This window comes from Sphingobacterium prati (assembly GCF_013167215.1).
Classification (GTDB): domain Bacteria; phylum Bacteroidota; class Bacteroidia; order Sphingobacteriales; family Sphingobacteriaceae; genus Sphingobacterium; species Sphingobacterium prati.
Map to the genome: position 1 here is coordinate 11,935 of NZ_JABJWY010000034.1, position 26,496 is coordinate 38,430.

At 41.0% G+C, this 26,496-nt stretch carries 24 protein-coding genes; 11 read left to right on the top strand and 13 right to left on the bottom strand.

Going from position 1 to position 26,496, the window contains the following annotated elements; all coding sequences use genetic code 11:
* The first annotated feature begins 324 nt into the window (after positions 1–324).
* Complete coding sequence (locus HPC41_RS10280; protein WP_172393939.1) at positions 325–3,264, top strand: M16 family metallopeptidase; 2,940 nt, start codon at positions 325–327, stop codon at positions 3,262–3,264.
* A 118-nt stretch (positions 3,265–3,382) separates the two neighbouring features.
* On the opposite strand, the gene HPC41_RS10285 is transcribed toward HPC41_RS10280, so the two are convergent.
* Positions 3,383–4,018, bottom strand: coding sequence for a hypothetical protein (locus HPC41_RS10285; RefSeq protein WP_172393940.1), 636 nt, complete (start codon positions 4,016–4,018; stop codon positions 3,383–3,385).
* 326 nt (positions 4,019–4,344) lie between these two features.
* On the opposite strand from HPC41_RS10285, the gene HPC41_RS10290 reads away from it, so the two are divergent.
* The gene (locus tag HPC41_RS10290) at positions 4,345–4,782 is read left to right on the top strand and encodes a hypothetical protein (RefSeq protein ID WP_172393941.1); all 438 of its coding nucleotides are present in this window, start codon (positions 4,345–4,347) and stop codon (positions 4,780–4,782) included.
* Positions 4,783–5,159: 377 nt separating this feature from the next.
* Positions 5,160–7,679, top strand: a complete 2,520-nt coding sequence (locus HPC41_RS10295; RefSeq protein ID WP_172393942.1) for a phosphocholine-specific phospholipase C — start codon at positions 5,160–5,162, stop codon at positions 7,677–7,679.
* A gap of 116 nt (positions 7,680–7,795) precedes the next feature.
* Here the strand turns inward: HPC41_RS10295 and HPC41_RS10300 are convergent, their stop codons facing one another.
* From HPC41_RS10300 to HPC41_RS10330, 8 genes are all read right to left on the bottom strand, one after another.
* A complete protein-coding gene (locus tag HPC41_RS10300; RefSeq protein WP_172393943.1) occupies positions 7,796–8,707 on the bottom strand; it encodes a helix-turn-helix domain-containing protein in 912 nt (303 codons plus the stop codon).
* Between the two features lie 65 nt (positions 8,708–8,772).
* Complete coding sequence (locus tag HPC41_RS10305; RefSeq protein ID WP_172393944.1) at positions 8,773–9,576, bottom strand: SDR family oxidoreductase; 804 nt, start codon at positions 9,574–9,576, stop codon at positions 8,773–8,775.
* A gap of 343 nt (positions 9,577–9,919) precedes the next feature.
* The gene (locus HPC41_RS10310) at positions 9,920–10,444 is read right to left on the bottom strand and encodes a hypothetical protein (RefSeq protein WP_172393945.1); all 525 of its coding nucleotides are present in this window, start codon (positions 10,442–10,444) and stop codon (positions 9,920–9,922) included.
* An 18-nt stretch (positions 10,445–10,462) separates the two neighbouring features.
* Positions 10,463–11,605, bottom strand: coding sequence for a zinc-dependent alcohol dehydrogenase (locus HPC41_RS10315; protein WP_246250571.1), 1,143 nt, complete (start codon positions 11,603–11,605; stop codon positions 10,463–10,465).
* A gap of 243 nt (positions 11,606–11,848) precedes the next feature.
* On the bottom strand, positions 11,849–12,118 hold the full coding sequence (locus tag HPC41_RS25100; protein WP_216660725.1) for an Fpg/Nei family DNA glycosylase: 270 nt from the start codon (positions 12,116–12,118) through the stop codon (positions 11,849–11,851).
* A complete protein-coding gene (locus HPC41_RS10320) occupies positions 12,081–12,623 on the bottom strand; it encodes a DNA-formamidopyrimidine glycosylase family protein (protein WP_216660726.1) in 543 nt (180 codons plus the stop codon). Before HPC41_RS10320 ends, HPC41_RS25100 begins: the two co-directional genes overlap by 38 nt.
* A 79-nt stretch (positions 12,624–12,702) precedes the next feature.
* Positions 12,703–13,302 carry a DUF4142 domain-containing protein gene (locus HPC41_RS10325; protein ID WP_172393946.1) on the bottom strand — a complete coding sequence of 200 codons (600 nt, stop codon included), beginning with the start codon at positions 13,300–13,302 and terminating at the stop codon, positions 12,703–12,705.
* 319 nt (positions 13,303–13,621) lie between these two features.
* A complete protein-coding gene (locus HPC41_RS10330; RefSeq protein WP_172393947.1) occupies positions 13,622–14,011 on the bottom strand; it encodes a DUF5856 family protein in 390 nt (129 codons plus the stop codon).
* 317 nt (positions 14,012–14,328) lie between these two features.
* On the opposite strand from HPC41_RS10330, the gene HPC41_RS10335 reads away from it, so the two are divergent.
* Positions 14,329–15,735, top strand: a complete 1,407-nt coding sequence (locus tag HPC41_RS10335; RefSeq protein WP_172393948.1) for a L,D-transpeptidase family protein — start codon at positions 14,329–14,331, stop codon at positions 15,733–15,735.
* A 23-nt stretch (positions 15,736–15,758) separates the two neighbouring features.
* Here HPC41_RS10335 and HPC41_RS10340 read toward each other — a convergent pair whose 3' ends face one another.
* Positions 15,759–16,925 carry an FAD-dependent monooxygenase gene (locus tag HPC41_RS10340; protein WP_172393949.1) on the bottom strand — a complete coding sequence of 389 codons (1,167 nt, stop codon included), beginning with the start codon at positions 16,923–16,925 and terminating at the stop codon, positions 15,759–15,761.
* 88 nt (positions 16,926–17,013) lie between these two features.
* On the opposite strand from HPC41_RS10340, the gene HPC41_RS10345 reads away from it, so the two are divergent.
* The 4 genes from HPC41_RS10345 to HPC41_RS10360 all read left to right on the top strand — a co-directional run bounded on the left by HPC41_RS10345 (position 17,014) and on the right by HPC41_RS10360 (position 22,235).
* Positions 17,014–17,985 (top strand): helix-turn-helix domain-containing protein, encoded by a 972-nt coding sequence (locus tag HPC41_RS10345; protein WP_172393950.1) that lies wholly within the window; start codon positions 17,014–17,016, stop codon positions 17,983–17,985.
* A 438-nt stretch (positions 17,986–18,423) separates the two neighbouring features.
* Positions 18,424–20,919 carry a cation-translocating P-type ATPase gene (locus HPC41_RS10350; RefSeq protein WP_172393951.1) on the top strand — a complete coding sequence of 832 codons (2,496 nt, stop codon included), beginning with the start codon at positions 18,424–18,426 and terminating at the stop codon, positions 20,917–20,919.
* A gap of 137 nt (positions 20,920–21,056) precedes the next feature.
* Positions 21,057–21,695: a hypothetical protein gene (locus HPC41_RS10355; RefSeq protein WP_172393952.1), complete on the top strand. Its 639-nt coding sequence runs from the start codon at positions 21,057–21,059 to the stop codon at positions 21,693–21,695.
* 93 nt (positions 21,696–21,788) lie between these two features.
* Complete coding sequence (locus tag HPC41_RS10360; protein ID WP_172393953.1) at positions 21,789–22,235, top strand: GNAT family N-acetyltransferase; 447 nt, start codon at positions 21,789–21,791, stop codon at positions 22,233–22,235.
* Positions 22,236–22,248: 13 nt separating this feature from the next.
* On the opposite strand, the gene HPC41_RS25795 is transcribed toward HPC41_RS10360, so the two are convergent.
* Positions 22,249–22,377, bottom strand: coding sequence for a winged helix-turn-helix transcriptional regulator (locus HPC41_RS25795; protein WP_216660727.1), 129 nt, complete (start codon positions 22,375–22,377; stop codon positions 22,249–22,251).
* Between the two features lie 202 nt (positions 22,378–22,579).
* Between HPC41_RS25795 and bla the strand changes: the two genes are divergently transcribed.
* On the top strand, positions 22,580–23,464 hold the full coding sequence (gene bla, locus HPC41_RS10370; RefSeq protein ID WP_172393954.1) for a class A beta-lactamase, subclass A2: 885 nt from the start codon (positions 22,580–22,582) through the stop codon (positions 23,462–23,464).
* Positions 23,465–23,497: 33 nt separating this feature from the next.
* On the opposite strand, the gene HPC41_RS10375 is transcribed toward bla, so the two are convergent.
* Positions 23,498–24,265 carry a hypothetical protein gene (locus HPC41_RS10375; RefSeq protein WP_172393955.1) on the bottom strand — a complete coding sequence of 256 codons (768 nt, stop codon included), beginning with the start codon at positions 24,263–24,265 and terminating at the stop codon, positions 23,498–23,500.
* Positions 24,266–24,814: 549 nt separating this feature from the next.
* Positions 24,815–25,219, bottom strand: coding sequence for a nuclear transport factor 2 family protein (locus tag HPC41_RS10380; protein WP_172393956.1), 405 nt, complete (start codon positions 25,217–25,219; stop codon positions 24,815–24,817).
* Between the two features lie 127 nt (positions 25,220–25,346).
* Between HPC41_RS10380 and HPC41_RS10385 the strand changes: the two genes are divergently transcribed.
* Together HPC41_RS10385 and HPC41_RS10390 are read left to right on the top strand one after the other, a co-directional pair.
* The gene (locus HPC41_RS10385) at positions 25,347–25,664 is read left to right on the top strand and encodes a winged helix-turn-helix transcriptional regulator (protein ID WP_172393957.1); all 318 of its coding nucleotides are present in this window, start codon (positions 25,347–25,349) and stop codon (positions 25,662–25,664) included.
* Positions 25,665–25,827: 163 nt separating this feature from the next.
* Positions 25,828–26,418: a TetR/AcrR family transcriptional regulator gene (locus HPC41_RS10390; protein ID WP_172393958.1), complete on the top strand. Its 591-nt coding sequence runs from the start codon at positions 25,828–25,830 to the stop codon at positions 26,416–26,418.
* Positions 26,419–26,496 lie beyond the last annotated feature (78 nt).

Consider the following 26,496-nt stretch of genomic DNA (forward strand, 5'->3'; position numbering starts at 1 on the left):
ACCTCACAGCGGCCTATGGCACACGGGTAAGCTTCGCAACAAGTCGCTTACTGGGGCGATGGAATTGACGGGGAAGCATTGTTGCCTCAATATCCAACCTTACAGCAGTATATGTCAAAACAGGAGAGAAGAAAGCTGAAAAAAATCCTTTTTTCTATAACATGATGATGCGTTTTCTGAATAATGTATTGCCTAGTATCAATATTTCTATAAATTTTATCGTTTTTTACCTGCTATATTGATAATTGTTTGGTTAAACTTTAATATTGTTGGAAATATTATTGCCAACTATTGTCAAGATTATGTTCTCTAAATTGTTTATTTATGAATAGAAAAATGAAAACAGTAGCTTTCCTATCGCTATTGTTTATTACGACCGGAATTCAGGCTCAGGTCGGAAAATACCAGTGGAAAGAGACCTCAGAGGGGGGCTATACCTATAAATACGTGACCAATGACCCGGTTCAAACGCGGTTTTACAAATTGAAAAATGGATTGACCGTCATTTTAAGCCCAAATAACAAGCAACCTCGCATACAGGCATATATTGCAACCAAGGCTGGTAGCAAAACAGATCCAAAAGATCATACTGGGCTCGCACATTACCTGGAACACATGCTTTTTAAGGGAACCGACAAGTTTGGTAGTTTGGACTGGTCCAAGGAAAAACCGCTGCTGGACGAGATTGACAATCTCTATGAAAAATACAACCATAGTACCGACGTGAATGAACGTACTGCTATCTATAAAGAAATCGACCGTGTATCAGGGGAGGCATCAAAATATGCTATTCCGAATGAATATGATAAACTGATGAGCAGCATGGGCTCCAAGGGTACAAATGCATTTACCTCATTTGAGCAAACTGTCTACGTCGAAGATATCCCCAGCAATGTGATCGATAAGTATCTGACCGTACAAGCGGAGCGATTCCGAAATCCCATCCTCCGGTTATTCCACACAGAGCTTGAATCGGTTTACGAAGAAAAAAATATAAGTTTAGATAACGATAATAGAAAATCGATCGAAGCTATTTTTGCGGCCATGTTTCCCAATAATAACTACGGTAAGCAAACCGTTTTGGGCTCTGTGGAGCACCTTAAAAATCCATCGCTCAAAGCCATCCGTGAATATTACAACACCTATTATGTTCCGAATAATATGGGCGTTATCATGTCGGGTGATTTTAATCCTACCGATGTGATTAAGCGCATTGACAAGGCGTTTTCAGGCATGAAGTCCAAACCCGTGCCAGCATATACCTTTGAGCAAGAGCAGCCCATCACAAATCCGATTTCAAAGACGATCAAAGGCCCTGCTTCTGAATATGTATTAATGGGTTTTCGTTTCCCGGGGGCAGCACATCCAGATGCGCAGATCCTCAATTTAATGGCTAATGTACTTACCAACGGATCTGCTGGTCTGATCGATCTAGACCTTGTTAAGTCTCAGAAATTATTGGGAGCAGGTGCATTTCCTTATATTCTAAAAGATTATTCGATGCTTATTCTTCAGGGTAACCCGGGCACCGGCCAGAGCCTTGAAGATGTCAAAAAACTGTTGTTAGCGGAATTGGAGAAATTGAAAAAAGGAGATTTCTCTGCAGACCTGTTGACATCTATCATCAATAATGAAAGAAAATCACAGATTAAACTCTTTGAAAACTACTCCAGTACCGCAGAACAGCTTATGTCGGGCTTTAACGCGGAGTTGGATTGGGCAAAAGAGTTGGCTTATACAGACCGCTTAGCTAAGATTACAAAAGAAGATATTGTTCGCTTTGCAAATAAATACATTTCTGACGTCAATTATGTGACGGTCTTCAAGGAAAAAGGTCAGGATGCCAATGTAGATAAAGTAGTCAAGCCAGCCATTACGCCTATTACGGTCAATCGGAACGTAGAGTCTGCATTTTTGAAACAGATCAACGCAATGCCGGAGCAGAATATCAACCCCAAATGGATAGATTTTGATCAGGAGATTTCCAAATCAAAGCTGAAGGATTTGGATGTATTAGCTGTTCAAAACAAAGATAACGAACTATTCTCCCTGACTTATCATTATGATTTTGGTAGCTGGGACAATAAGTTACTGGGCTTGGCCGTCGGATACCTGGAATTTTTGGGTACAAAGAATAGGAGCAGTGAAGAGTTTAGCAAAGCATTCTATAAGCTGGCGTCAGACTTTTCAGTTTCTTCTGGAAATGAAGAAAGTAGTGTTTCTATTTCCGGTTTGGGAAGTAATTTTAAAGAGTCGGTCGGTCTGTTGCAAGATCTGATGCATAACTGTGTAGCGGATGAGCGGGCATTTACCGCATTCATTGACCGTGTTAAAAAATCCAGGACCAATGCCAAGGAGAATAAAGCTTCTATCATGGAGGGGCTGAAAGCATATGCACGTTATGGGGCCAAAAACCCATTTAATTATACCTATACGGATCAGGAGTTGGATGGATTGAAAGCTTCGGACCTCGTAGCGGTATTGCATAAGTTAGCGAATGCGAAACACCGTATTCTCTATTATGGACCGGAGCCTGTAAATGAGTTGGTGAAAAATCTGACACCGCTAAAAAACAATAACACGGCCTATGCAACAATAGAAAAGGGTGTAAAATTTGTAGAAAAGCCGACTGATGAGAGCAAAGTCTTTTTTGCACAGTATGGTATGAAGCAGGTTGAAGTATTCTGGATCAGAAATTCAGGGTTATTTGATAAAAACCAACTTCCGACGGTTACATTTTTCAATGGATACTTTGGAGGCGGTATGGGCAGTATTGTATTCCAGACGCTTCGGGAATCCAAAGCATTGGCCTATACGACTTATGCCTACTATGGACAACCACAAAAGAAAGAAAACCATGGCATAGTCGGTGCTTATATAGGAACGCAATCTGATAAGTTTAAAGATGCTGTAGGCGGTATGAATGAGCTTTTGAATGAATTGCCAGAATCAGCTGTAGGCTTGGAGTCGGTGCGTACGAATTTGTTAAAATCACTGGCTAGTGAACGTATCACGGGCACTGGTATCCTCTCAAGCTATATGGCAGCACAACGCCGTGGACTGACAGAAGATTCAAGAAAAATGATCTTTGAAAAGATTCCTCACTTGACATACAGTGATCTTAAACAATTTCACAGCGATAATATAAGCCGTAAGCCGTATATCTATTGCATTGTAGGAGAGGAGAAGGACCTGAATCAGGATAACATCACAGCGCTTGGTAAAATCAGTAAGCTTAGCTTAAACGAAATCTTTGGATACTAATCCAAACGGCAGAGATAGTTTTAATAGTTTATAATTGTATTGTTTTAGGGACCGCGTTGGCATACGTCGGTCCCTTTGTTTTCCTATAACCATCAGGTCGCAAAGCCAGTAGCACAGGCTATTTCTTTTTAACGTATATATATTTGATGCCGTACCAAGCGACTTCATCGTTCTCATTTTTCATATCTTCAGGGCTCTTAAAAAGGTATTTATTGTCATTGAAATAATATGTATACGATATTTCACCCGAATTGTGACCGTTTTCAGCATAAAAATAGGGCGGCGTAAACTTTTGAAAACTATAAAAACGCACATATTGCTCCACTGTATCTTTCTTTCGCATACCATAAAATTCCCAAAATCTTGCATAGCGGTTCCACCGGAAAACACTGTCTTTCCGTTGCTCAAATCTAAAATCATTGATTTCATACTTGTAGGGTCTTTCGAAGGTACTGTCTTTGGTAACGGTTAGCGTATCGTACTGATAACTGCTCAGCTTGGTAGAATTCCAAAAAGTTTCCGGTCCTTCCTGTGCAGAGATATCAACACCGCCCTTGAGCGACCCTCTATATGCTTTAAAAACGATGACATCTTTCCGTAAAAACAGAAAGGTATCTCTAATGGCTTTGACTGGCTCTTCGGGCTTTTCTATAACTTTTTCTGGTATCTCTGGTATACTGTTATCCTTGTTGCATCCATAGATAAAAATGGCGGCAGAAAATAGAAATAAAGCAATCCTAAGTGTTGTTTTCATAAAATTATTTTTTCATTACCTAATGTTGTTGCTGTAATTTATTGTTTTGATATATATTTATTTCCCCAAACAATACTCAAAGATAGCAATATTTAGACTGGTTCAATAAAAATTGAAAAAAAATATCTCGAATTAAGATAATTTGTATATTTTGAGGTATGATCGGAGACGAGTCTTCGTTAATGGTTAAGTACAAAATTTCAAATACGGTTTCTTGGTGAATATTAACAGCTATTAAAAATATGAAGAAAATACTTTTGTGCGCTCTTTTGTCATGGTTTGGCTTGAGTATAGCACACGGCCAGAATCCACACAGCCGATATAATATGACAGATACAGTACCTTCGACAGTTTATAAAAAGCGCAATGATATAAGCCAAGTGAACGTAGAGGTTTTGGGTAAGCTGTACAAAGGAGACTTGATGGGGACTTTGAAGCCCGAAGGTGTTAAATCCGTAGACGTTGACAAGGGGAAACAGCTTGTTATAATCGAACTAAATCAGAACTATAAGCCGGTCTTGATTACGCTATCCGATCTGCAAAAAAAATATACAAACGTTAAATCTAATCGTGTCATACTTATGGTAGATGATCAAATAGTTCAGCAAAGTCCTGCTGAGGTATTTGTAGATATAAGTAATATCATGCAGATTGATGTCTCCCCAGTGAAATCTATCGGTGATATCGATGAGCTTTATATGATAAACCTGTGGGTGCGCAACGAAAAAAACATAAAGGAATTGAATAGAATTATTCTTCGCTAAGGATTGGCTATTCAGTTCATTATGCATTAATGATTTTTATGCTATTCATTCATAGTTTATGATAAATGCCACGAATAATTGTTATTCGTGGCATTTTTATATAATAAACACTTTATAACCTTGTTAAATTTTAACACACTGATTTGTTTTACTTTGTTTTTTTAACGCAATGGTTTCTCTAAATTAATAATCCGTTTAAACACTTGTTTTATACTTGTGCACGATTGGAAATCACAAACAAACCAGTCAAACATGAAAGACGGACAGGTTACGGTAAGTCGCTGACAATTCCCTTGATTTAAGTAATATGGCCTACTCTGGCAACCCATATCAAATTCAATGAGGGGTAGGATATAGTTTTTAAGCAATACCAGAATATGAATAGTTCAAGAAGAGATTTTATCAAAAAGTCAGCACTCCTCTCGGGGGGTGCCGCTTTGGTAGGTTTGCTACCATCGACAATCCAAAAAGCATTGGCAATCAACCCCGAATCGGGCAGTACATTTTATGATGCCGAACATATCGTTTTCCTGATGCAGGAAAATCGTTCATTTGATCATCTATACGGTTGTCTGAAAGGTGTACGTGGTTTTAACGATCCCCGTACGATCATACAGCCCAACGGAAATAGCGTATGGGCTCAGTCTAACGCCCAAGGGAACACCTTTATACCTTTTCGGCTCAATGCAAAGGATTCGAAGGCACCGTGGATGGGGTCTACCCCGCATGGCTGGGCTGATCAGACTGATGCACGAAATGGCGGGAAATATGACCGCTGGCTGAATGTCAAAAAGCCCTACAATAAAGCATATGCCGATGTGCCCCTGACGCTGGGCTATTGTGACCGCTCAGATTTTCCATTTTACTATTCTTTGGCCGATGCATTTACGGTCTGTGATCAGCATTTTTGTTCCAGTATTACGGGTACACATCCCAATAGATGGTATTGGATGACAGGCACTGTGCGTGAGCAAAATAACCCCACGGCGAAAGCGCATCTCTGGAATATCAGCGATTATAATAAGCCTACGCTTGACTGGAAAACATTCCCGGAACGATTGGAGGAACACGGAATCGGCTGGCGCATTTACCAAAATGAACTCACTATAGGATCGGGTATCAGTGGCGAGGAAAGCAATTGGCTTGGGAATTTTGGTACCAACGTGATGGAATACTTCAAAGCATACAATGTGCGGTTGCATCCCGGAAATGTGGCTAATCTCCAACAGCGAAAAAAAGCAGTACAGCAGGAGATTGATCGTATTGGACCGGATCCTGCCAGTCAATCCGAAAAGCAAAGATTGGTGGCAGCACAAAAGGTGATGCGCATGATTGACGAAAGTATCGGTATCTACACAAAAGAAAACTATGATAAATTGCCGCATCATGAAAAGGCACTCAACGATAGAGCGTTTACGACTAATCATAACGATGCAGATTATCACGCTTTAACGACGCTCTCTTATCAGGATGGAGACATAGACCGGCAGTTGCAAGTGCCAAAAGGGGATGTGCTCCATCAGTTCCGCCAGGATGTGGAAAATAACAAGCTCCCGACGGTCTCCTGGTTGATGACGCCGGCAAATTTTTCGGATCATCCCGGAAGACCTTGGTTTGGCTCTTGGTATGTCAATGAAGTTATGGAGATCTTGCTCAAAAATCCGGAGGTATGGAAAAAGACGATCTTCATTCTTACCTATGATGAGAACGATGGATTTTTTGACCATGTACCGCCCTATGCGACGCCCAACCCGTATAGAAAAGGGTCTGGTAAAGTCTCTTCCAATATCGACGGAAAGATGGAATGGGTAACTAAAGATCAACAGACCAACCCATCTGCGATGGAAGACCGTATCCGGGAGAGTTCCATTGGACTGGGTTATCGCGTCCCACTGGTCGTGGCATCGCCGTGGACTAGAGGTGGATTTGTTAACTCAGAATTGTTTGACCACACCTCATCACTTCGCTTTTTGGAGAACTTTCTAGCGAAGAAATTTGGAAAAAGCGTTCGCGAAGAAAATATTACCCAATGGCGTCGCAGTATCTGTGGCGACCTTACATCCATCTTTAGGCCTTTTGAGGCGGATCAGACAGAGACGGTGCAGGCGCTGGAAAAAGATGCCTTTATGGTGGATGTCCATAAATCCCAATTTAAAGATATCCCTAAAAATTATCGTCCGCTCCGTGCACCCGAAATCCTTCAGGTGAATACCGCACCACAACAATTTTCCCTTTTCCCTGAGCAGGAAAAAGGAATAAAACCCGCTTGTCCGATACCTTATGAATTATATTTGGATGGCCATTACGATGTAAGGCGAAAAGAATACCAACTTACCTTTACAGCAGGAAATAAGGTACACAATGCCAAATCCAATGGTTCACCATTTTTGGTCTATGCGGCCACGCCTTATGATCAAGAGATATTACGCACTTGGGAATATGCGGTCTCTGCCGGAGACTCCTTAAGTGATAACTGGCATCTAGGCGCTTTTAAAGATGGCCATTATCATTTAAAAGCATATGCTCCCAACGGGTTCTATCGAGAATTTCGTGGTAGTGACGAGCATCCAGCGGTCGCAGTCAAGTGTATATATGAACAAGCGAAAAATAAGGGTCAATTGACAGGAAATCTAGTTGTTAATTTGAATAACGGCAGTGCTGCCGCTAAAAAAATACTGCTCAAAGACCTGGCGTATAGGCAACAGTTACGGACAGTGACCTTAGCTCCGAGCGAAGAAAAGTCGATTGTGATCGATCTGCAATCAAGTTTTGGCTGGTATGATCTGCAGCTTGAAACGGAAGGATTTCCGACTTGGTCTGAGCGTTTTGCCGGCCATGTGGAGACCGGAAAAATTTCTAAGACAGATCCTTTAATGGGTGGTCTTTATACCGCATAGGTTGTCTAATCATCTCCACAAATATGGATGTGGAGATGATTATTTTGAGACGGGTTATGTATGGTAAATTCCCATTCAATCCAAGATCAGAAATCAAAAAAACCGCTGCGGAGAGGTCAATTAAACGATTGTCTGAACGCTAAAGGTGAAACGTTGGTTTTTTTCTTAAAAAGTTTGTTGAATGATTGTGGATGTTCAAAACCGAGCTTGTAAGCAATTTCCGCTACTGAAAGACTTGTGGCCGTGAGTTTTTCCTTGGCTTCTTCAATTAGCTTGTCGTGGATGTGCTGCTGTGTGTTTTTGCCGGTAACTGAGCGTAGTAAATCGCTTAAATAACGCGGTGAGACATGGAGACTTTCTGCCAAATGCTCTACCGTGGGTAGGCCTTGGTTTAATGTTTCTTCGCTGTCGAAATAAGCATCCAGCAATTTTTCCAATTGTGCTAGCAGCGCATTATTAACAGCTTTCCGCGTGATGAATTGACGCTCATAGAAGCGGTTGCTGTATTGCAAGAGCATATCAATCTGTGCCAAAATAATACCTTGGGTATGTTTGTCGATATGTTGATATTCTCTTTCGATTTTAAGAAAAATTTCTACAATGTCTTGTTCTTCCCGTTCAGAGAGATGTAATGCTTCGTTAAGCGCATAGGAAAAGAAGTTATAATTTTTTATTGTGCTTGCGAGTGTGTGTGTATACAGAAAATCAGGGTGAAATAGCAGCATGTAACCTTTTCCACATTCGACATTCATCTTTCTGATTTCAGCAATCGTTAACGATTGGATCTGCTTGGGCGCAATAAAATTCATTGTTCCTTTGTCGAAATCGTAATATTGTTGGCCGTACTTTAATTTTGCAGTTACATCTTTTTTCAACGAAATGCTATAGAAATTGACGCAGAACTGCTCCCAAATGTTACTTTCATCGGGTTTTATTCCAGCTACATCGATGACACTGATGAGGGGATGTAATGGGGCCGGCAATGACAATTGCTTATGAAATTCGGATATGGAATTGATACTATGCATCCTGTTTTTGTTTTACGAATTTACAAAAAACAACTGCCTACAAAGACAGTTGCTGATTTAAAAAATTAGGCCTCAAATTGTTTTGCAATTTCTTGCCTGAACGCTTCTTTTCCGATTTTCAGACGTCTTTTATATAATGCATTTGCATCTTCGCCTGCCAAATAACGTATCTGGTCTTTATTGTCCGTTGCGGCTTCATAGACCACCTGGGCAATTTGCTCTGCCGTGGAAGCGCTTTGCATCATTATATCCATTTGTTCGAAAAGTTTGTTTTCGATATCTTCATAGTCGGAAGATCGATTCATATCCAATGAACGACTTACAAAATCAGTCGCTATTCCTCCCGGGGCAACTGTCTTGATCGCTATTCCAAATTTTTTCAATTCAAAGGACATACTTTCGCTCCAGCCTTCCAAAGCGAATTTTGTGGCATGATACATCGAATGCAGCGGAAATCCCATAAATCCACCAATGGATGTGGTCGAAATAAATAATCCACTTTGCTGTGCTCTAAAATGTGGAATAAATGCTTGTGTAACGCGCAATACACCCAACAAATTGGTGTTGATTTGACGCAGCATTCTATCGTCACTCAAGGTTTCAAACGCGCCCATTAATCCATAACCTGCGTTATTGAAAACGACATCAATTTTAGCCAAAGAGATTGCTTTTTCGACTGTTTCTTTGATTTGAGGGGGATCGGTCACGTCTAATTTTAATAGCGTAACATTCTCGAGTTCGGTAAGCTCGGTTTCATTTTCGGGATGTCGCATTGTTGCGATAACATTCCAGCCGGCTTGTTGAAATAGTTTGGCAGTTGCTTTTCCCAACCCGGAAGAAGCTCCTGTAATGAAAATTGTTTTTTGCATGGTGTTATTGTTTGATCCAATAATACAAATGTCTAAAGAAGGCATAGGGGAGTTGTTGCCAAATTGAGCTTGGTTGTAGCCAAAATGACGGACACTATTCTTGTTCAATCATTTTTAAGTGGTAATTCCCTGTTGGGCGGCTGATCAATCACGAAAAGTTTGGGTGGGCTTGTCAAATCGTTAAATCCAAGATCTAAAAGCGACATAGGCGAATATTGTCATCGTGTAGTGCAAAAAAGCATGAGTTTTATACGAGGGGAAGCACCGTATGCGGTGCTTCCCCTTATAATCCTAAAAACAAATAGCTAAAAACGGATTATATTTATGCTAAGCTTGTTAGCCTTTATTTATTTTTCTTATTGCAGCATATGTGATAGACGATGAAACTCACAGCCAGGCCTGCAACAATGGATTTTGTTAGAAAGGATCGCTTATTGTGCTTCCATTCTGCACGCAGCCCGAGCTCTTTGCCAATATTGGGGATATGTCCCTTGGCGATATCAGCAATCATGCCTTCGACCATATTGATACGGTCGGCAAGCATAAGAGGCAGCCAACGGCCATAGCTCGATTCACTGTAGTTAAAGGCATAGCGTCGTATGGCTCCGCTCAGACCTGCGGGCGGATTGGTCGTCCCATATACGGCTGTCAGATTAGGCCTTTCTACAGATTTAAGTATTTCTACCGTCTCTTGCTGCAGCTGCGGACGTGGCCAGGCATAGCCCTGATGCTCCGCATTATTCCGTTTCTTGATCGGATAGGTGGGGTCATTTTTATTGTCGAAATCAATTCCCCAACCTTTGATATGGTTATAATTACCCAGTTTATCGTGGATAAAGTCTTCGGGTGTAGTTTGATCTTTATTCATAGTGATCTATTTTTAATATTACACAGCGGGTGGAATTAAGACTGTTTTGATACAGTTGTCGAGCTTGGAGGAAAAAAGATGATAGGCATCGCCTACTTCTTCCAAGGGGATGCGATGGGTAATAAGCTCCTTCGGATTGATGATGCCAGCCTGAACATGGTCGATCAACTTGGGCAGAAGCCTTTTGACTGAAGCTTGATTGGCGCGTATCGTAATTCCTTTGTTCAGAACATTACCAATGGGTACCAAACTATTGATAGGTCCATATACGCCTACAATGGAGACGATTCCCCCTTTTTTGACGCTATTAATGGCCCAGTGTAGTGCCGTGGTAGAGCCACCCTGCAGCATCAGATATCTTCCCAAAATCGTGTTCATTGCATTTCCGGCAGCTTCACAGCCCACAGCATCGATACAGACGTCGGCTCCGAGTGAATCAGTAATGGTTTTAATAAATACCACCGGGTCGCCAATGGATCGAAAATTCACCGCTTCACATTGCGCATAGCGCTCTGCAAACTCAAGCCGGTAGTCGACTTGGTCTATAATAATGACGCGGCCGGCACCAAATAGCCAGGAGCACTTGGCTGCCATAATTCCTATCGGTCCGGCGCCAAAGACGACGACTGTATCTCCGGGCTGAATTCCTGCCATCTCGGCCGCCTGGTAGCCTGTTGGCACCACATCTGTCAGCAATACAGCATCGTCTGGATCCATCCATTCGGGGATAACAACGGGGCCTACATCAGCGTAAGGTACCCGTACATATTCGGCCTGCCCACCGGCGTAACCGCCGGCAGTATGGGAATAGCCAAAAATACCGCCGACGGCAGTGGCTTCGGGATTCGATTCATGGCAGTTGCCATACAATTCCTGACGACAAAAAGCACATTTGCCGCAGGCGATGTTAAAGGGCACCATCACGCGGTCACCAACCTTCAGGTTTGAAATTGCCGAGCCAACTTCGACTACTTTGCCTATAAACTCGTGTCCAAAGGTGGTGCCGACTCGTGTGTCGGGTACAAGCCCATGATAAAGATGCAGATCCGAACCGCAGATGCAGGAGCGAAGTACCTGAACAATGGCATCCTGCGGATGAAGGATTTCAGGAAGTGGGGCATTTTTATCCGCTCGTACGCGATAGGGGCCCCGGTAATTCATTGCAAGCATATAATTTAAATTTAATATTACCAATAAATGCGAACGGTAGATTATCATACCGCTACTTATGAAGGCCTGCATCGCTATGTTGGTTTGCTTTTTTTGTGTATAGGGAACTTTTACGGGGCAATACGTATTAACGCGCTGTCAGTACGGGAGCATATATGGGCTTTGTATAGGGCAATAGCCATTACCGACAATCCCTTTAGGATTGATTGTTGAAAACTGTGTAGCGTAGGGGGATTAACTAAATACTTGTTGTTGCTCGGTGTAATAGGTGCTGCGGCCTCCGATTTTGGTCTGTAAAATCTTGTGCCCGTTAGCATCTGTTTCGGCTTTGCTGCTATGTACTTTCATAAAATCGCGTACCTCACCACTGATGATATCGGGATGTGTCTTTAAAATGTGCTTTTCGGCCTGTTCGAGCACTTCTTCAATAGCCCTTGCTAGTTTCTTTATCTCCTTTTCAGGGATCTTATTCGCAACGGATAGGGGGTGATATATTCGCTGCATACAGGATTTCGTCGGCATAGGCATTGCCAATGCCTGCAATATGTTTCTGGTCCATCAAAAGCGTTTTTATCTTGGATCTACTGGACTGCAGCAGATCTTTCAAAAACTGCGGGGTTAGCTTGGCAGAAAGGGCATCTATGGCATCCGCCTCTGCTGGGTTAAGCTCAATATTCGCTAGCTGCTGAAAGTCGGTGAGGGAAAGTGTCTGGCCATCTTGAAAGGTCAGCGAGAGCAGAGCGTACTTGGGATTCGGATCGTCGGAATAAACGAGTTTGCCATGGAGCATCAAGTGTAGGGCGAGAAGTGCATCTTTACCAAAGTCAAAAAACAGTCTTTTGCCTTCGCGATAAACCTTGGCCAGCTTTTTCCCTTCCAGTGCACGCAGATCCTTTTCACTGACTTTAATCTTTTGTTTTTGATGGATAACGGCACTTTTCAGCTCTTTTCCTTGAATCATTTTGTTCAGGTTTTTACTAAAAACCGCTAGGTCTGGCAATTCGGGCATAGCTTTTCGTTTTGGGTATCAAAAGCAAGGGCTTTCCCTGATGATAAGCCCTTGCTTTTGATGGATAATACCAAATATATTATTTCAATTTGTCTTTTACGCCTTTACTGTGCTCGAGATGAGTTCTTAAAGTCGGTAGCGTTTTATCGACAAAGGCCTTTAATTCGGCATCTTTCAGGTTTTTACTGGCGTCTTCAAAAAGCTTGACGTCTTTTTCGTGATCCTCCACCATCTCATCGATATAGGCTTTATCAAATTCTCTTCCCGTCTTTTTGGCCAGATCATCTTTTACTTTTTGCTGCTCAGCGCCTACTGTAGCTGGGACAGTAATGTTTTTTGCCTGGGCAAGTGCAGTCAGTTCGTCATTGGCCTTGGAGTGGTCTTTGATCATCATTTCTCCGAAGGCTTTGACATCGGCATGCTGTGCTTTTTGCTGTGCTAACTGTCCGAGCTCGACTTCGGCCATACCGCCATTTGCCGCTTCGGTGACAAATTTAGCATCTTCTTCGCTGACCGAAAGGGGGGGTGCTGCTACCTGATCATCGTCTATATTTTCAGGTGCTTTTTCTTCATTGATACTGTCTGCGGTTTCCTTACTGTCATTCTTTGCACCGCCGCCGCAACTTTGGACGGCAACAATCGAAAATGCAATTGCTAGGGTCAGAAATATTCTTTTCATATGCTTATGAGTTTGATTTCAAGGTAAACAGTCGTCAAACCAATATCGTTCAAAAAAAATGATTATTAATAGCATATGGCCCCCTACGCAGCGGATGAATTGCGCTAACCAGAGGACAAACTGATCAATGAAACGACTTGAATGAATTGCGTATGATTAATGGGGAATTGAATGAACTTAGGCGTGAAAGATGCTTAAATTGAAAGGCTATGATAATTCATATCTAGGGTCAAGCTATTAATACAATTGGGCGAATCTTCTTTAGATCTTTGCCCAATTGTATTACTACATGATCATGGCCAAAAAGCCATTTACACCGTTATTCCAACCGCTTTAAACGGAACAATAATTGTTGGATTGCTTCTTGTGCATCGTCGATAATGGATTGGGAAAAAGTTTCTTTAAACAATCCTTCCCGTTTGCTTTCCACTTTTTTATAGAAGTCCTCAATATATTTAATATAATTACTAGGCTTGGAAGTTTCAGGAATAATGATATCCAGTGTACCTTCTAAAGAAAAGGTCGTCTCTACCAATCTATCTGTAATGTCGATCAGGGACTCAATAGCCTGATCCAAGGAAATATGCACCTCATAACTTCCCTTACCCGTTATAGACCAATGGGTTAACTTTAACGCATTTCTAAATGAAATCATTTCCCCTAGGAAGTTTGCAACCTCCTGTTTTGTGTTCTGTTGTTTTTTTGCCATAATTATCTGTTTCTACGTGTATTCACTGTTTGAAAATGATAACAACATATCACGCTCATTGTTTTGGAATGCTTTTTTGTTTCAGTCCTTCGGTGGTAACTACGTCGGATTTCTCACCGTCGTGTGACATGCAAATACGCCATAGTAGGATTTCTACCAATTACATAAAAATTAATTAATATTATATAACTTATATTGCATTATAATTCAGAACTTTGTAATAAGTTGACGTTGTCATTTGAAGGTTTGGCCATCCGAAGACAAATACAGCGATAGGATTAAATCGGTATTGAAATTTTAAACAAAAATTTGATATCATGAAAGCGTTTCAATATTTCGTCGTTATTTTTTTTGCTATTCTCCCCTTAGTGATCTACCCTCAGGATGTAAAAGTAGGTAGGGAAATTACCACAGCGCTTATGGACAATACCTATCTTTCCAAGCTGAATTTCCCAAAATCAGTCATTAGATTCTACACAGACAATTATTCAGGGGATAGTTGGACTGATAGTCAGCAAGGGCTGGATCAATCGGAAATAGCGTTAGCGTTGCTGGCACGGGCTGACCATTATGGACTGTCACTGTCCGGTTACCATTTAGAAAGCCTCTCATTTAAGAAATTAAAGCAATGGCGGGATTATCCATCCGAAAAGAATCAGAAGGAAAGAGCTGTGTTTGATATACTGCTGACAGATGGCCTGATTACCTTTATTAATCACCTTCACTTTGGCAAATATAATCCGCTATACAATTCGTCTCGCATTGACAGCAGTAGGACAAATGGTTTTTGTGCGGATGAGATACTGTCTGCAGCACGGTTACGGGCAGATTTTCAGGGTGAAATACACAATGCCCAGCCCAAGATCAAGGCTTACCGTGACTTACAGGCCTACCTGGATAGATACCGCTCAGAGAATAAGGCTACGGCTACTAAAGCTGTAATGGATAAGATCACCATAAATATGGAGCGCCTGAGATGGATCAGCACGCAAAGTGAAAATTATATCATGGTAAATATCCCTTCCTATACGCTGGAATTCCATCAGGGGGATGAGGTAACCGACTTTAAGGTGGTGGTGGGAAAGCCAACGACAGAAACGCCTATTTTGGAAAGTGAGATCGAGTATTTTTCAACAGCACCAGACTGGCGGGTCCCCCAAAGTATTTTCCGAAATGAAATACTGCCCGAAATTTTGAAAGATATGAGCTATCTGGCTGATCATCATTACACTGTCTATGACGGAGCGGGCAATGAAGTCATCGTGAATGCATCTACACGAAGACAGATCAGGAACAACCCTACTAAGTATAGTGTAAGGCAATCATCGGGGGAGGACAATGCGTTGGGTGCTGTCGTGTTTAGATTTCAGAATCCGCATGCGGTATATGTTCATGATACACCTCAGAAACAATTTTTTAACCGCGGGAAAAGAGCGCTCAGTCATGGCTGTATACGTGTGGAGAATGCGGATCGCCTCGCGGCTATGCTATTATCATATGATGATTCTGAATACAGAATTTCGGAGCTGGACTATGCAATACAATCTTACGAAAAGAAGGATTTTGTCCTAAGCAAGCCGCTGCCTATTATAATAACTTACCTGACCTGTCTTATAAAAAACGGAAAGCCTACCTTGTACACTGATATTTATCAATCCGACAAATTACTGCAAGACAAGTTGAATCAAAATACAACACCTTCTCGTATAGCTTATGATTTTTGATGGAGCCACTACTGATATCAGTGTTATAAAAAATTTTCCTGCTTCTTTGTTAGCACGATAGGATCTGTCATTATTTTTTGAACATCATTAGCACTAGCATTCCGGAAGCCTGCAACAAATTTCTCAAGATCAGCTTCATTTTTGGGCAGGAAGGATGCTGCATTATTCTTTGCATTGGTCTGAAATTTTTCGATAATCGGCTGCATCAAGGTATTATAACTTTTGCAGGCGGTTAATATCTCGTTTGGATATTTTCCAATAAAATGTGCCAATGCCTTTGAACCATAAATAGACAGTGAAGCGCCCATTCCTGATAGGGCAGTGGGACAATATCCGGCATCTCCCAACAATACCATGCGGCTATTAACGAGGTTTGGCGCATTTATCAAGCCCATCTTATCAATGAAAAATAGACCGTTATCCAAAAGACTGTGCAGTAACTTTTGTATTTCAGCGCTATAATCACGAAAAGCATTTTTTAGAATTGAAGGCGCATTATTTTTTAAGGTTTTAATATCTTCAAAACTTCGTATATAACACTGAATTGCTATTTCGTCCTGTGCGATGGGGTAGATAGAAAGCATTTTGTTGACATCGATATAGACCTTAAAAACGCCTACTTGCTTGTTATGACTTTGCTTTAATTTGCCGCCTACGTAAAGGGTGTTGAAGTCTTCCAATTGCGCATTACTAAAATATCGTTCTCGTGTGGTAGATCGTAATCCTTCCGAAACAATGAGTAAATCAACCGTTAGCGTACTGCCATGTGAAAGCGTAACATGAGTATAATCTTCCCGTTCTTCGATTTGTGAAATCGTTGTATCAAATAGTATATGGACCTCGTTTTTGATGGCCTCGTACAACACCTGATGTAAACCGCCCCGCGATATAAGAACAGAACGCTCGATGTTTTCATTCATTTTATCGTAATCAATGCTTCGAATGATGTCCTCATTCGTTTCTACAAAATGAACGGTTTCAGAAGGTGATGATGCCGCCTGTAAGTTTTTGGTTAATCCCAATTCTTCCATGATTTTCACACCGAAGCTTTTTAGGGAAATCAGGAACCCTGCTTTATCGAACGAGGTCGACCGATCGATTACTGTAACGGTGTGACCTTGTTTTGCTAAAAAATTTGCAGCCGTTAACCCGGCAATTCCTGCGCCAGTTATTAAAATATGTTTTTTCATTTCTTTTATTTTTTTTATTGATAGTGCAAATTTATCTATACTTTTAATGCTAAAATAGTTCGATAAAAAGCAAAAATAGTCTGAAAAAATGAGTAAAATACATAGAAAAGAGGAAATGAACTATTGGGCGGAGCGCTTGGGTGTTTCGCTTGCACCAGCTGACGCCGCATTAGAAAAACTTGATCTGAATGAGCTTAAAATTATAGATCTGCTACCCGAAATGCTGGTCATGATCCGCTCTGTGGTGGCGAAGGAAACGTTTTGTTTTCGAAGGAAACCGATAAAAATTATTGAAAACGGCATATCCATTTCTTTTCAAAATATTATCAATTCGCCTTCAGCAATCAATAGCGCAACGAAGAAAACGATACCACAGACAGGACCACACGTTCGCATTATACCATTGCATGTAGAAAGTGACGTGAGCTTTCCAAAAGATATCAATATCCAGCAGGTAACCATTATCGTAAGCCTTGATTATTTAAAAAGTTTTATCGGGAAAGACCACACTTCATTCGACTATCTATTTGATAATGAAAAAACGCTCTGGATCGAGGAATTCATGTCACCGGAAATCGCCGAAGTGACCAATGAGATTTCAATGGCACTATTACCAGATACGCTATCAGATGCTTACTATAGGCTAAAATCGCTGGAACTACTATTTTATCTGTTTAAAAATTTATCCTTAAGAACGCATGTTACGCATCAGCATGTATCAAAATATGAACTGGAATCGGTATATCGCGTCCGGGATAAAATTGCGACTTCGATAGACAAGCCATTTCATCAGGAAGAATTAGTAAAAATAAGTGGGATGAATGTCATTAAACTTCGGAAACTTTTTACGCAAGTCTTTGGTAAAGGTATGTATCCTTATTACCAGCATATGCTTATGCAAGAGGCTGCAAGACTTTTAAGGGACGAATATTTATCGGTTTCTGAGACTGGCTACCAGTTAGGTTTTAGCAATTTAAGTTATTTTGGACGATTATTTGAAAGGCATTTTGGATCTAAACCGAAGAAATGGGCTCAGCAGAATCGGAATACATCATTTTAATACTCATACAGCCTACGTCTATTAATGGAATTCCAGTCCCTGGCATAGCCACGCCATTGCGTGCGCTTTCAGCCAAATGGGACCACGAAAAGGGGATGCCTAAATTCCCGACTCGACCGAATCAAGATCGGGACTGCGCTAAAGACAATCCTTACAACTATAGTGTAAGGCAATCATCAGGGCATAAATTGTTACTCCTCAGTGCAAAGTGATAAGTATCATGGTAAAGGATAGCGATGATCATGACCTAAAAATTATTATAAATCGAACTTTAGCGTATTAAACCGTTCATCATGAAAACTACATAACTAATGAAGAATAAACTTAAGACAAACTAAAACGCACTTTATAAAAGTAAAATTTTACCGAACATATTCTGAAGAATAGTGTTTCTTATATAGTCAGTAGATAACCGTCTTTATATTAAGCAAGTCCGTTATGGCATATAATATCCCCAATCATCTTAAAGGTCTCAGCCAGGACGAAGTAAACCAGGCGAGGGAAAAATACGGCTATAACCAGTTGGCGCCAACACATAAAAGTACCTGGCTGGAATTGCTGCTGGGTATTTTAAAAGAACCTATGCTGGTCTTGCTGATCGTTATTTCACTGATCTATGTGATTGTGGGCGACTATGCTGAAGCAGCTTTTATGTTGGTGGCGATCGTGGCGGTCACTGCGATCTCGTTTTATCAGGACAACCGTAGCAAGAAAGCGTTGGAAGAGCTTGAAAAACTCAATGAGCCCCTGAGTGTGGTCATCCGAGATGCGCAGGTGGTCAAGATTCCTACGCGGGAAATTGTTGTAGGCGATCTTTGTATCACAGAAGAGGGGCGCATGATTAATGCGGATGGTGTTATCGTACACAGCAACGACTTTTCTGTCAATGAATCATCGCTAACAGGAGAGAGCTTCTCTGTGTTCAAGGATAGTACGACAACCGATAATACAGTTTATAGCGGCACAATAACTGTGTCAGGACTTGCTGTCTTTCAGGTACAAAAGATTGGCAAAGATACACGTGTTGGCAAGATCGGCGAATCCATACGAACGATTAAAGAAGAGATCTCGCCCTTGCAGATCCAGATCCAGAAATTTGTTAAAGCGATGGCAATCGTTGGAATTGTTATTTTCCTGCTGGTATGCTTGTTTAGTTATTTGAATACACATAATTTCGTAGAGAGCTTGCTGAATGGGCTGACCTTAGCGATGTCCGTACTACCCGAAGAAATTCCGGTCGCATTTACAACATTTATGGCCCTGGGGGCATGGAAACTCATGCGCGAGGGCATCATCATAAAAAAGAGCAGTATTGTAGAGACCTTGGGAAGTACCACAGTAATCTGTACTGACAAAACAGGTACGATCACAGCCAACATCATGCAATTAAAAAATCTGTATGATTATCGTTCCGACACGGTTTTCGCTGAGGCTGAATTTGAAAATGAAGCACTTCATGAACTTATTGACTATGCAATGTGGAGCAGCGAGCCTGTCCCTTTTGATCCCATGGAGATTACGTTGCATAAAATATATGAAAAAACACAAAAAAAAGATTTAAGAAGGAGTTATCAACTGTTTCATGAATATCCACTGGAAGGTAGGCCGCCAATGATGACACACCTTTTTGAAAATAATGAAAAGCAGCGGATCATTGCAGCCAAAGGCGCACCAGAGGCAATACTTAGCGTTTCACAGCTCTCCGATGCCGATAGAGATAAGATAAGGGCGGTGATTAAAACTTTTGCTCAGCAAGGATATCGGATTCTGGCTGTTGCCAAATCACATTTTGAAGGAAATGACTTTCCCGCAAAACAGCAGGATTTTACGTTTGAGTTTTTAGGGCTTACGGTGTTCTATGATCCGCCCAAAGAGGGGATAAAGGAGGTCTTTCAGCAAATCTATGCTGCCGGAATCAAGGTAAAGGTGATTACCGGCGATAACGCTGAAACAACAAAGGCAATTGCATTGCAAGCAGGAATTGTCAATGATACGCCGGCTGTAAACGGTAGCGAAATCATTGGGAATACCGAAGATGATATCATAAAGCTAGCTGAGCGGACCACGCTATTTACCCGGATGTTTCCTGACGCCAAACTTGCGGTTGTCAATGCGCTCAAAAAGAGTGGTGAGGTTGTGGCTATGCTCGGAGACGGCGTAAATGACGGCCCAGCATTAAAAGCAGCACATATTGGTGTGGCCATGGGAAATAAGGGAACCGAGATCGCCAAATCAGCGGCAGCATTGGTCATTACCAACGATGATTTGCAGAAACTTATTGTCGGCATCGCTGCTGGCCGCCGGATTTATACCAATATCAAAAAGGCTGTGCAATATATTATTTCCATTCATATTCCCATTATTCTGACAGTATCCTTACCCTTGTTTTTGGGTTGGATCTATCCACAGATATTTACCCCTGTACATGTGATCTTTCTGGAACTGGTCATGGGGCCTACCTGTTCTATTGTTTATGAGAATGAACCTATCGAAAGAAATACGATGAATCAACCACCAAGGGCGATGGGAAAAACTTTTTTGAGCATCAGTGAACTGGGCATAAGCATCATCCAAGGGGTAGTGATCACGCTTGGGGTATTATTTAGCTACCAGTTTACTGTCCAGCATGACGGGAGCGAAGAAAAAACAAGAGCAATGGTGTTCTGTACCTTGATCTTTGCAAATATATTGTTGAGCTATGCCAACCGCTCTTTCTATTATAGCATCATCGAAAGCTTTAAAAATCGTAATTTCTTATTGTTAGGGATCTCCTTTGTTGTGCTGATCTTGCTATTTGTCATATTGTATTGTAGGCCAGTTGCTGCTTTCTTTGAGGTAACAGCCCTTAGCGGATCCGAATTGGCTATAGCTCTGGCGGTGGCAAGTGTATCTGTGCTCTGGTTTGAAATTTACAAGCTCACGAGGAGAGGATAGATTGGTGGCGGCCAAGTTATTTGTTTTCTTCGTAGGAGAAAGCCATATGTCAACGCCGGAATGAATTGTTAGATAAAATGCAATTTTATTTTTATCTTTAATGTATAGACCAATTAAGACTTAAAAGAAATCATGGTATGAATAAGTATACTCTTATAATAATTTTTTTTGTTGTATCTGCAAGTAGACTTTTCGGTCAAAGCGATCGCACTGAATTTTACAGCCTCAAGTTCATGGCGAGTTATGACCGCGTAAGGGAAGCAATACCAGATCTGGCAGCGCGTTTGAATACAGGTGACCTAAAAAACCTTACAACCGTCTATCAGAACGATAGCGGCGGTTCATTTCACATCATCGAAAGAAGCACAAATCCTAATCTCCTTGTTGATAACGAAAAAGAATACCTAAAACTGCAAGCTGATGCTCAGAATGATCCATACAAACCCAGCATCTATAAATTTTACAAGTATGAGCCAAAGGATAAAACGGCATCTGTAATACCTCCAAAAAAACCTCTTACCATTACAGCCTATGAAGCTGTCTGGGCGGTGACCATAAAAAAAGTAGCTAAAAAGGAAACTAACCTATTTCTCGAATTTAAGGGCGAAACGAAGGCTTCTTCGGAAAAGATCCACCGCGAATTTGCGCTTGACCCATATTACGACAGCAAGATTGTTAATACTGCTATAGATGACCGGAGAATGCGAAATCTGATCAGGGATATTTTGTTGAAGGAATTGCATGTGGAGCAGGATAACGATCCGTCTTTACTATAATCGTTTGGACTAGCCCCTTATCCTTAAACTGTACCACCAAGCTAATCTTGTAATCTGATACTTTTGCGCTATTAATCAAAACAATTAAAAGCAATGGGGTACAAAATCAAGAAAGCTGGTCTGGAAGACTTAGACACAGCAGCAGCATTATTCAACAGTTACCGCGTTTTTTACCGTCAGGAGGATGACCTCGAAAGATGCAAAAAGTTTATACACCAGCGGTTAGACAATGAGCAATCGACCATCTTCATGATCTATGTGGATGACAAGGCAGCGGGTTTCGTTCAGTTGTACAAACTCTATCATTACATTAAACTCCAAAAGCAATGGCTATTGAGCGATTTGTTCGTTCATCCCGATTACCGAGGCCAAGGGCTTTCGATAGCATTGATAGACCAGGCAAAACAATGGTGCGACGAAACAGGGGCTTGCGGTTTGATGCTTGAAACCGAAAAAACAAATGATATAGGCAATACGCTATATCCGCGTTGCGGTTTTGAATATGACGGCAACCACAATTACTACTATTGGTGGAAATAGCAGAAAGGGCGGACTATAGCAGTTCGCCCTTTTCAGAATCCTCTAATAAAAGCTTTCCCCAATCGTTCAATTTCCAAAGTACCACGACGAATTTCTCGCCCAGTGGTGTAAGTGAATATTCGACACGGGGCAACCCGGCCAAGAGGAGTTTGATGCAAACATATTGAAATGCTCAAACAACATCTCGAATTAGGCTTGCCTATATTGGAACAGTTAAAATCCCATAAAGCAAAATATGTACAGGATAGTCCGTCGGTAAAATAAGGTGCACGTCAAATTGCGCACTAGCTATAAAGATTAAAATGTATATTTAAGCACAATCGGGAAGACAATAGATTTTTGATATGAAGAAAATAATAATACTAACCTGTATTTCAATTTGTTCGATTCAGTTATTTGCACAAGACATGAATGTGCTTCGCAAACAAATCAATCAAATTATCACAACCAAAAATGCAACAATCGGGGTATCCATTAAACATATTGAAGACAAAGATACGTTAAGTATCAACGGAAATTTAAACGCTCCCTTAATGAGTGTTTTTAAGTTTCATATTGCCCTGGCGACTTTAAACTTGGTTGATAATGGGACACTTTCCCTGACGCAGAAAGTGTTTGTGAAACAGGAGGATTTACACAATACCTGGAGTCCGATAAAAGATGAGTATCCAAAGGGAAATATGTATTTGACAGTAGACCAATTACTGCGTTATACTATTTCACATAGTGATAATAATGGCTGCGATATACTTTTAGACTTAATTGGTGGTACAGAAACCGTTCAAAAATTTATCAATAAACAAGGAATAGAAGATTTTGTCATCAAAGTAAATGAACAAGAAATGCGAACTTGGAACAATCTTTACATCAATACCTCAACGCCATTGTCAACAACGGAATTGCTTGAAAAATTCTATAAAGGTCAAATCCTCAAAAAGAAATCAACGAAGTATTTATATCAACTGATGGTTGAGTGCTCTAGGGGACATACATGGATGAAAGCAGGTCTTCCCGAAGGAACTGAATTAGCACATCGGACAGGCATTTCCAATACAAATGAAAGCAATCTACGTGTCGCGATGAATGATGTTGGAATTGCAAAACTTCCCAATGGAAAACATATAATTATTTCGGTCTATCTGAAAGATATCACAGAAACAAGAGAAAATACAGAGAAAATAATTGCTGATATCACAAAATTAACGTGGAATTCCTTCACTAAACAATAACGGCTGCCGGCTATCGAGTACTATTTTTATATCTTAGGAATGCCAAAATGTAAAATCTGTTACTGTAGTAGATCCTGGCGGCCCCACCCAGATGCCAGCATCATTCTCGGGTTGTCTTGGATCATAAAGTACTGTCGCTATACCGCCCATCTGGGGCAGATCTCGACGTTTCCACTGACCAATCTTCTGTACCCAGCGATGTACCCCATTCATGTCAGTGAATCTCACGGTGATTGTTCCGATGAGTCCCGCAGAACTGGGATCAATTGCCGGAATATCGGTAATAAGTGCAGCAGCTATTTTCCCTTCATTTATCATGCGCCTAAGTAGCTCATTCTTTGAAGATCGACGCATTCTTAGGAACAGACTAATTGATAGGAACAACACGGCGATAGCGGTCAGGACCGTTGGTATAAGTCCTAATAATCCAAATACAGGGTGTGAAAGTGCGCCCCACCAGGCACCTAGGGCAAAACCCAGGAAAAGGATGGGCCCCGCGCCAATACCTGGGGATGAAAGTAGTTTTCCGGTAAATCTACGGCAAGCCCCAATATGTACAAAGAAACCAAAAATAATAAATGGCAGCCCGGCAGCCATCCCAAAGATCGCTAAGGGTGGTTCACCGGCATTTGTCACATTCCCCTCCAAAAAACCAAAGAGCGAACGAACGACCAACATGCCACCCCCTAAGATCATCGCATGAGCAACCAAAATACCCCATAATGCAGCATTGCCGCCCCTTTGTCGGGCTATGCGCTGCCTACGTCGGGCGATAGGATCCGTTGTGTTACTCTTCTTCATCTAATAAATTTTCACTATGCTTTACTACGAATCTGTTCTTAATGTGCTAATATAACTATTTTATAGTTAGCACCTTGTCTTTAAAATGATGCCGCTGTTTCAAAGGACCAGCATTCGGATTATTTGAACAAATAATAATAGACCTAAAACTGGTATGCACTGCGATGTTGCTATGATTTAGTCGCTCATTTTCACTGCACAAAAGTTGGAAAGTTTAGTTTAAGTTATTTTTAAACGATCTCAAAATTTCGGCTGTTCTATTGTCGACAGAGTCTCGTTTCTGCTGATTGATTTGGACGGTCGGGTATTGGATGCTCGGCCTCCTTTCATGTTAAGCATGGGCATTCCATTGCATTCCTGCAATAGATTCTACTCTTCCAGACCATATTCTCTCGATTCATTGCGGTGGTTCCAAAAATCGACACGATCGTGCGAGGGGTGCATAGCTCAGAGATTGTGGCGCTGATGAATTCTTGGCAAAGCCCTTTGATCTGGACAATCTATATCTTTTGGTGGACAAACTGCGCAAGAAAAAATGGATTAAATGTCCTAATCCTTTGCAGCGCTGTTCCAGAATGTGTCTTCATCGATTATTTGTTCTGAAAAGAGCCATACTTCTTTGATTTTGCCTTGATCAATCCGCAATAGATCCACACCTTTCATGGCAAGTTGTTGATCTCCTTTAGCTGCTTTAAAGTGGATTGCGGCAGTAACAAGATCTCCATTGCTACTTAGGTACTCAACCTCATCGATCGCAAAGGTACCATTGCTCCATTTCATAAAATTTCCCAAATGGGTAAATACAGCTTCTTTTCCATTATAAGTTCCGGATTGAATACCATCGCCAGGCTGATGCCATATCACATCATCGGCAAACAAGTTTCCGACTGTGGCAAAGTCTCCTTTGCTGATGGCATCAAAATAAGATTGAACAATTGTTACATTTTTTGACATACTCTTTTATTTTTATAGTAAATAAATATGCTACAAATGTCTAAATTAGCTTGCTGTAAAACAAGTACCTACCAAAAGGTAGGGTACTTACCCATACTTAAGAATAGTTGATTATCAATTAGATAAAATGAATATAAATATTTCCGACGAACACTGTCCCCTACGGAGAACACTTGAAATCATCGGTGGCAAATGGACCATGCTAATTATTTTTCAGATCAATGAACGCACGATCCGCTACGGTGAACTTAAACGCTGCATTGTAGGCATCAGTGAAAAGATGCTGATCAGCCAGCTGAAGTTTCTATGCGATAAGGGATTCGTTCATAAAAAGTCCTTTGCTGAAATACCACCTAAAGTTGAATATACGCTAACAGATATTGGCAAAGAATTGCTTCCTGTGATCAATCAGCTCATACAATTCGGTTTAAATCATAAGTTTTAGAGGAAAAGGTAGCGTAGATCCAACAGCTCCATAGCCCATCACTGTGTGGCTCAAAAGAAATGACATAGTAACGTAAAAGAATACCCAATAATATATGAATTATAATTAGCACCCTTGGACAAAATATACTTTTTAGTATATTTGTCGCGTAATATTTAATACAATGCTAACAAAGTCAGAAAGAACAAAGCAATTTATACTGGATACAGCAGCCCCGCTCTACAATGAAAAGGGGATAGCCGGTGTCAATATTGATGATGTGCTGGCTGCGACGAAACTGACCAAAGGATGTCTTTATGGCCATTTTGAAAACAAGGACGATCTTTCCGTCCAGGTCGTTGATCAGATGCTGAAAAAAGTCAGCGAAAAGATGCATATGACCGTTGCAAAAGGGAAAACTGCAAAAGCCAAGATTTTCGCATTCATGGATTTTTACAAAGATCCGATAGAAACCTATATTTCAGGGGGATGCCCAATCTTTAATACTGCGGTAGAAGCGGATGACAACTATCCGGTGATCAAGGAAAAGATCGCAGCGACATTCAGGGCTGGTCAGGAAGGCCTTACAAATATCCTCAAATCAGGAATAGAGAACGGGGAGTTTTCGCACGACCTTGATCCGGCTGTTTTTGCATTTAAAATGGTGGCCGCTGTTGAAGGTGGTATAATCATGTGCAGAACAATGAATACCGTAAAGCCCATGCAATCGCTTATCAAAAACCTGAAGGCTGAACTGGAACAATACAGCAAATAATTTTTTTTAAAACAAAATAGACTAAAAAGTATATTATTAAAATAAAATAGACTAAAAAGTATAAAAGTTAAGATCAAT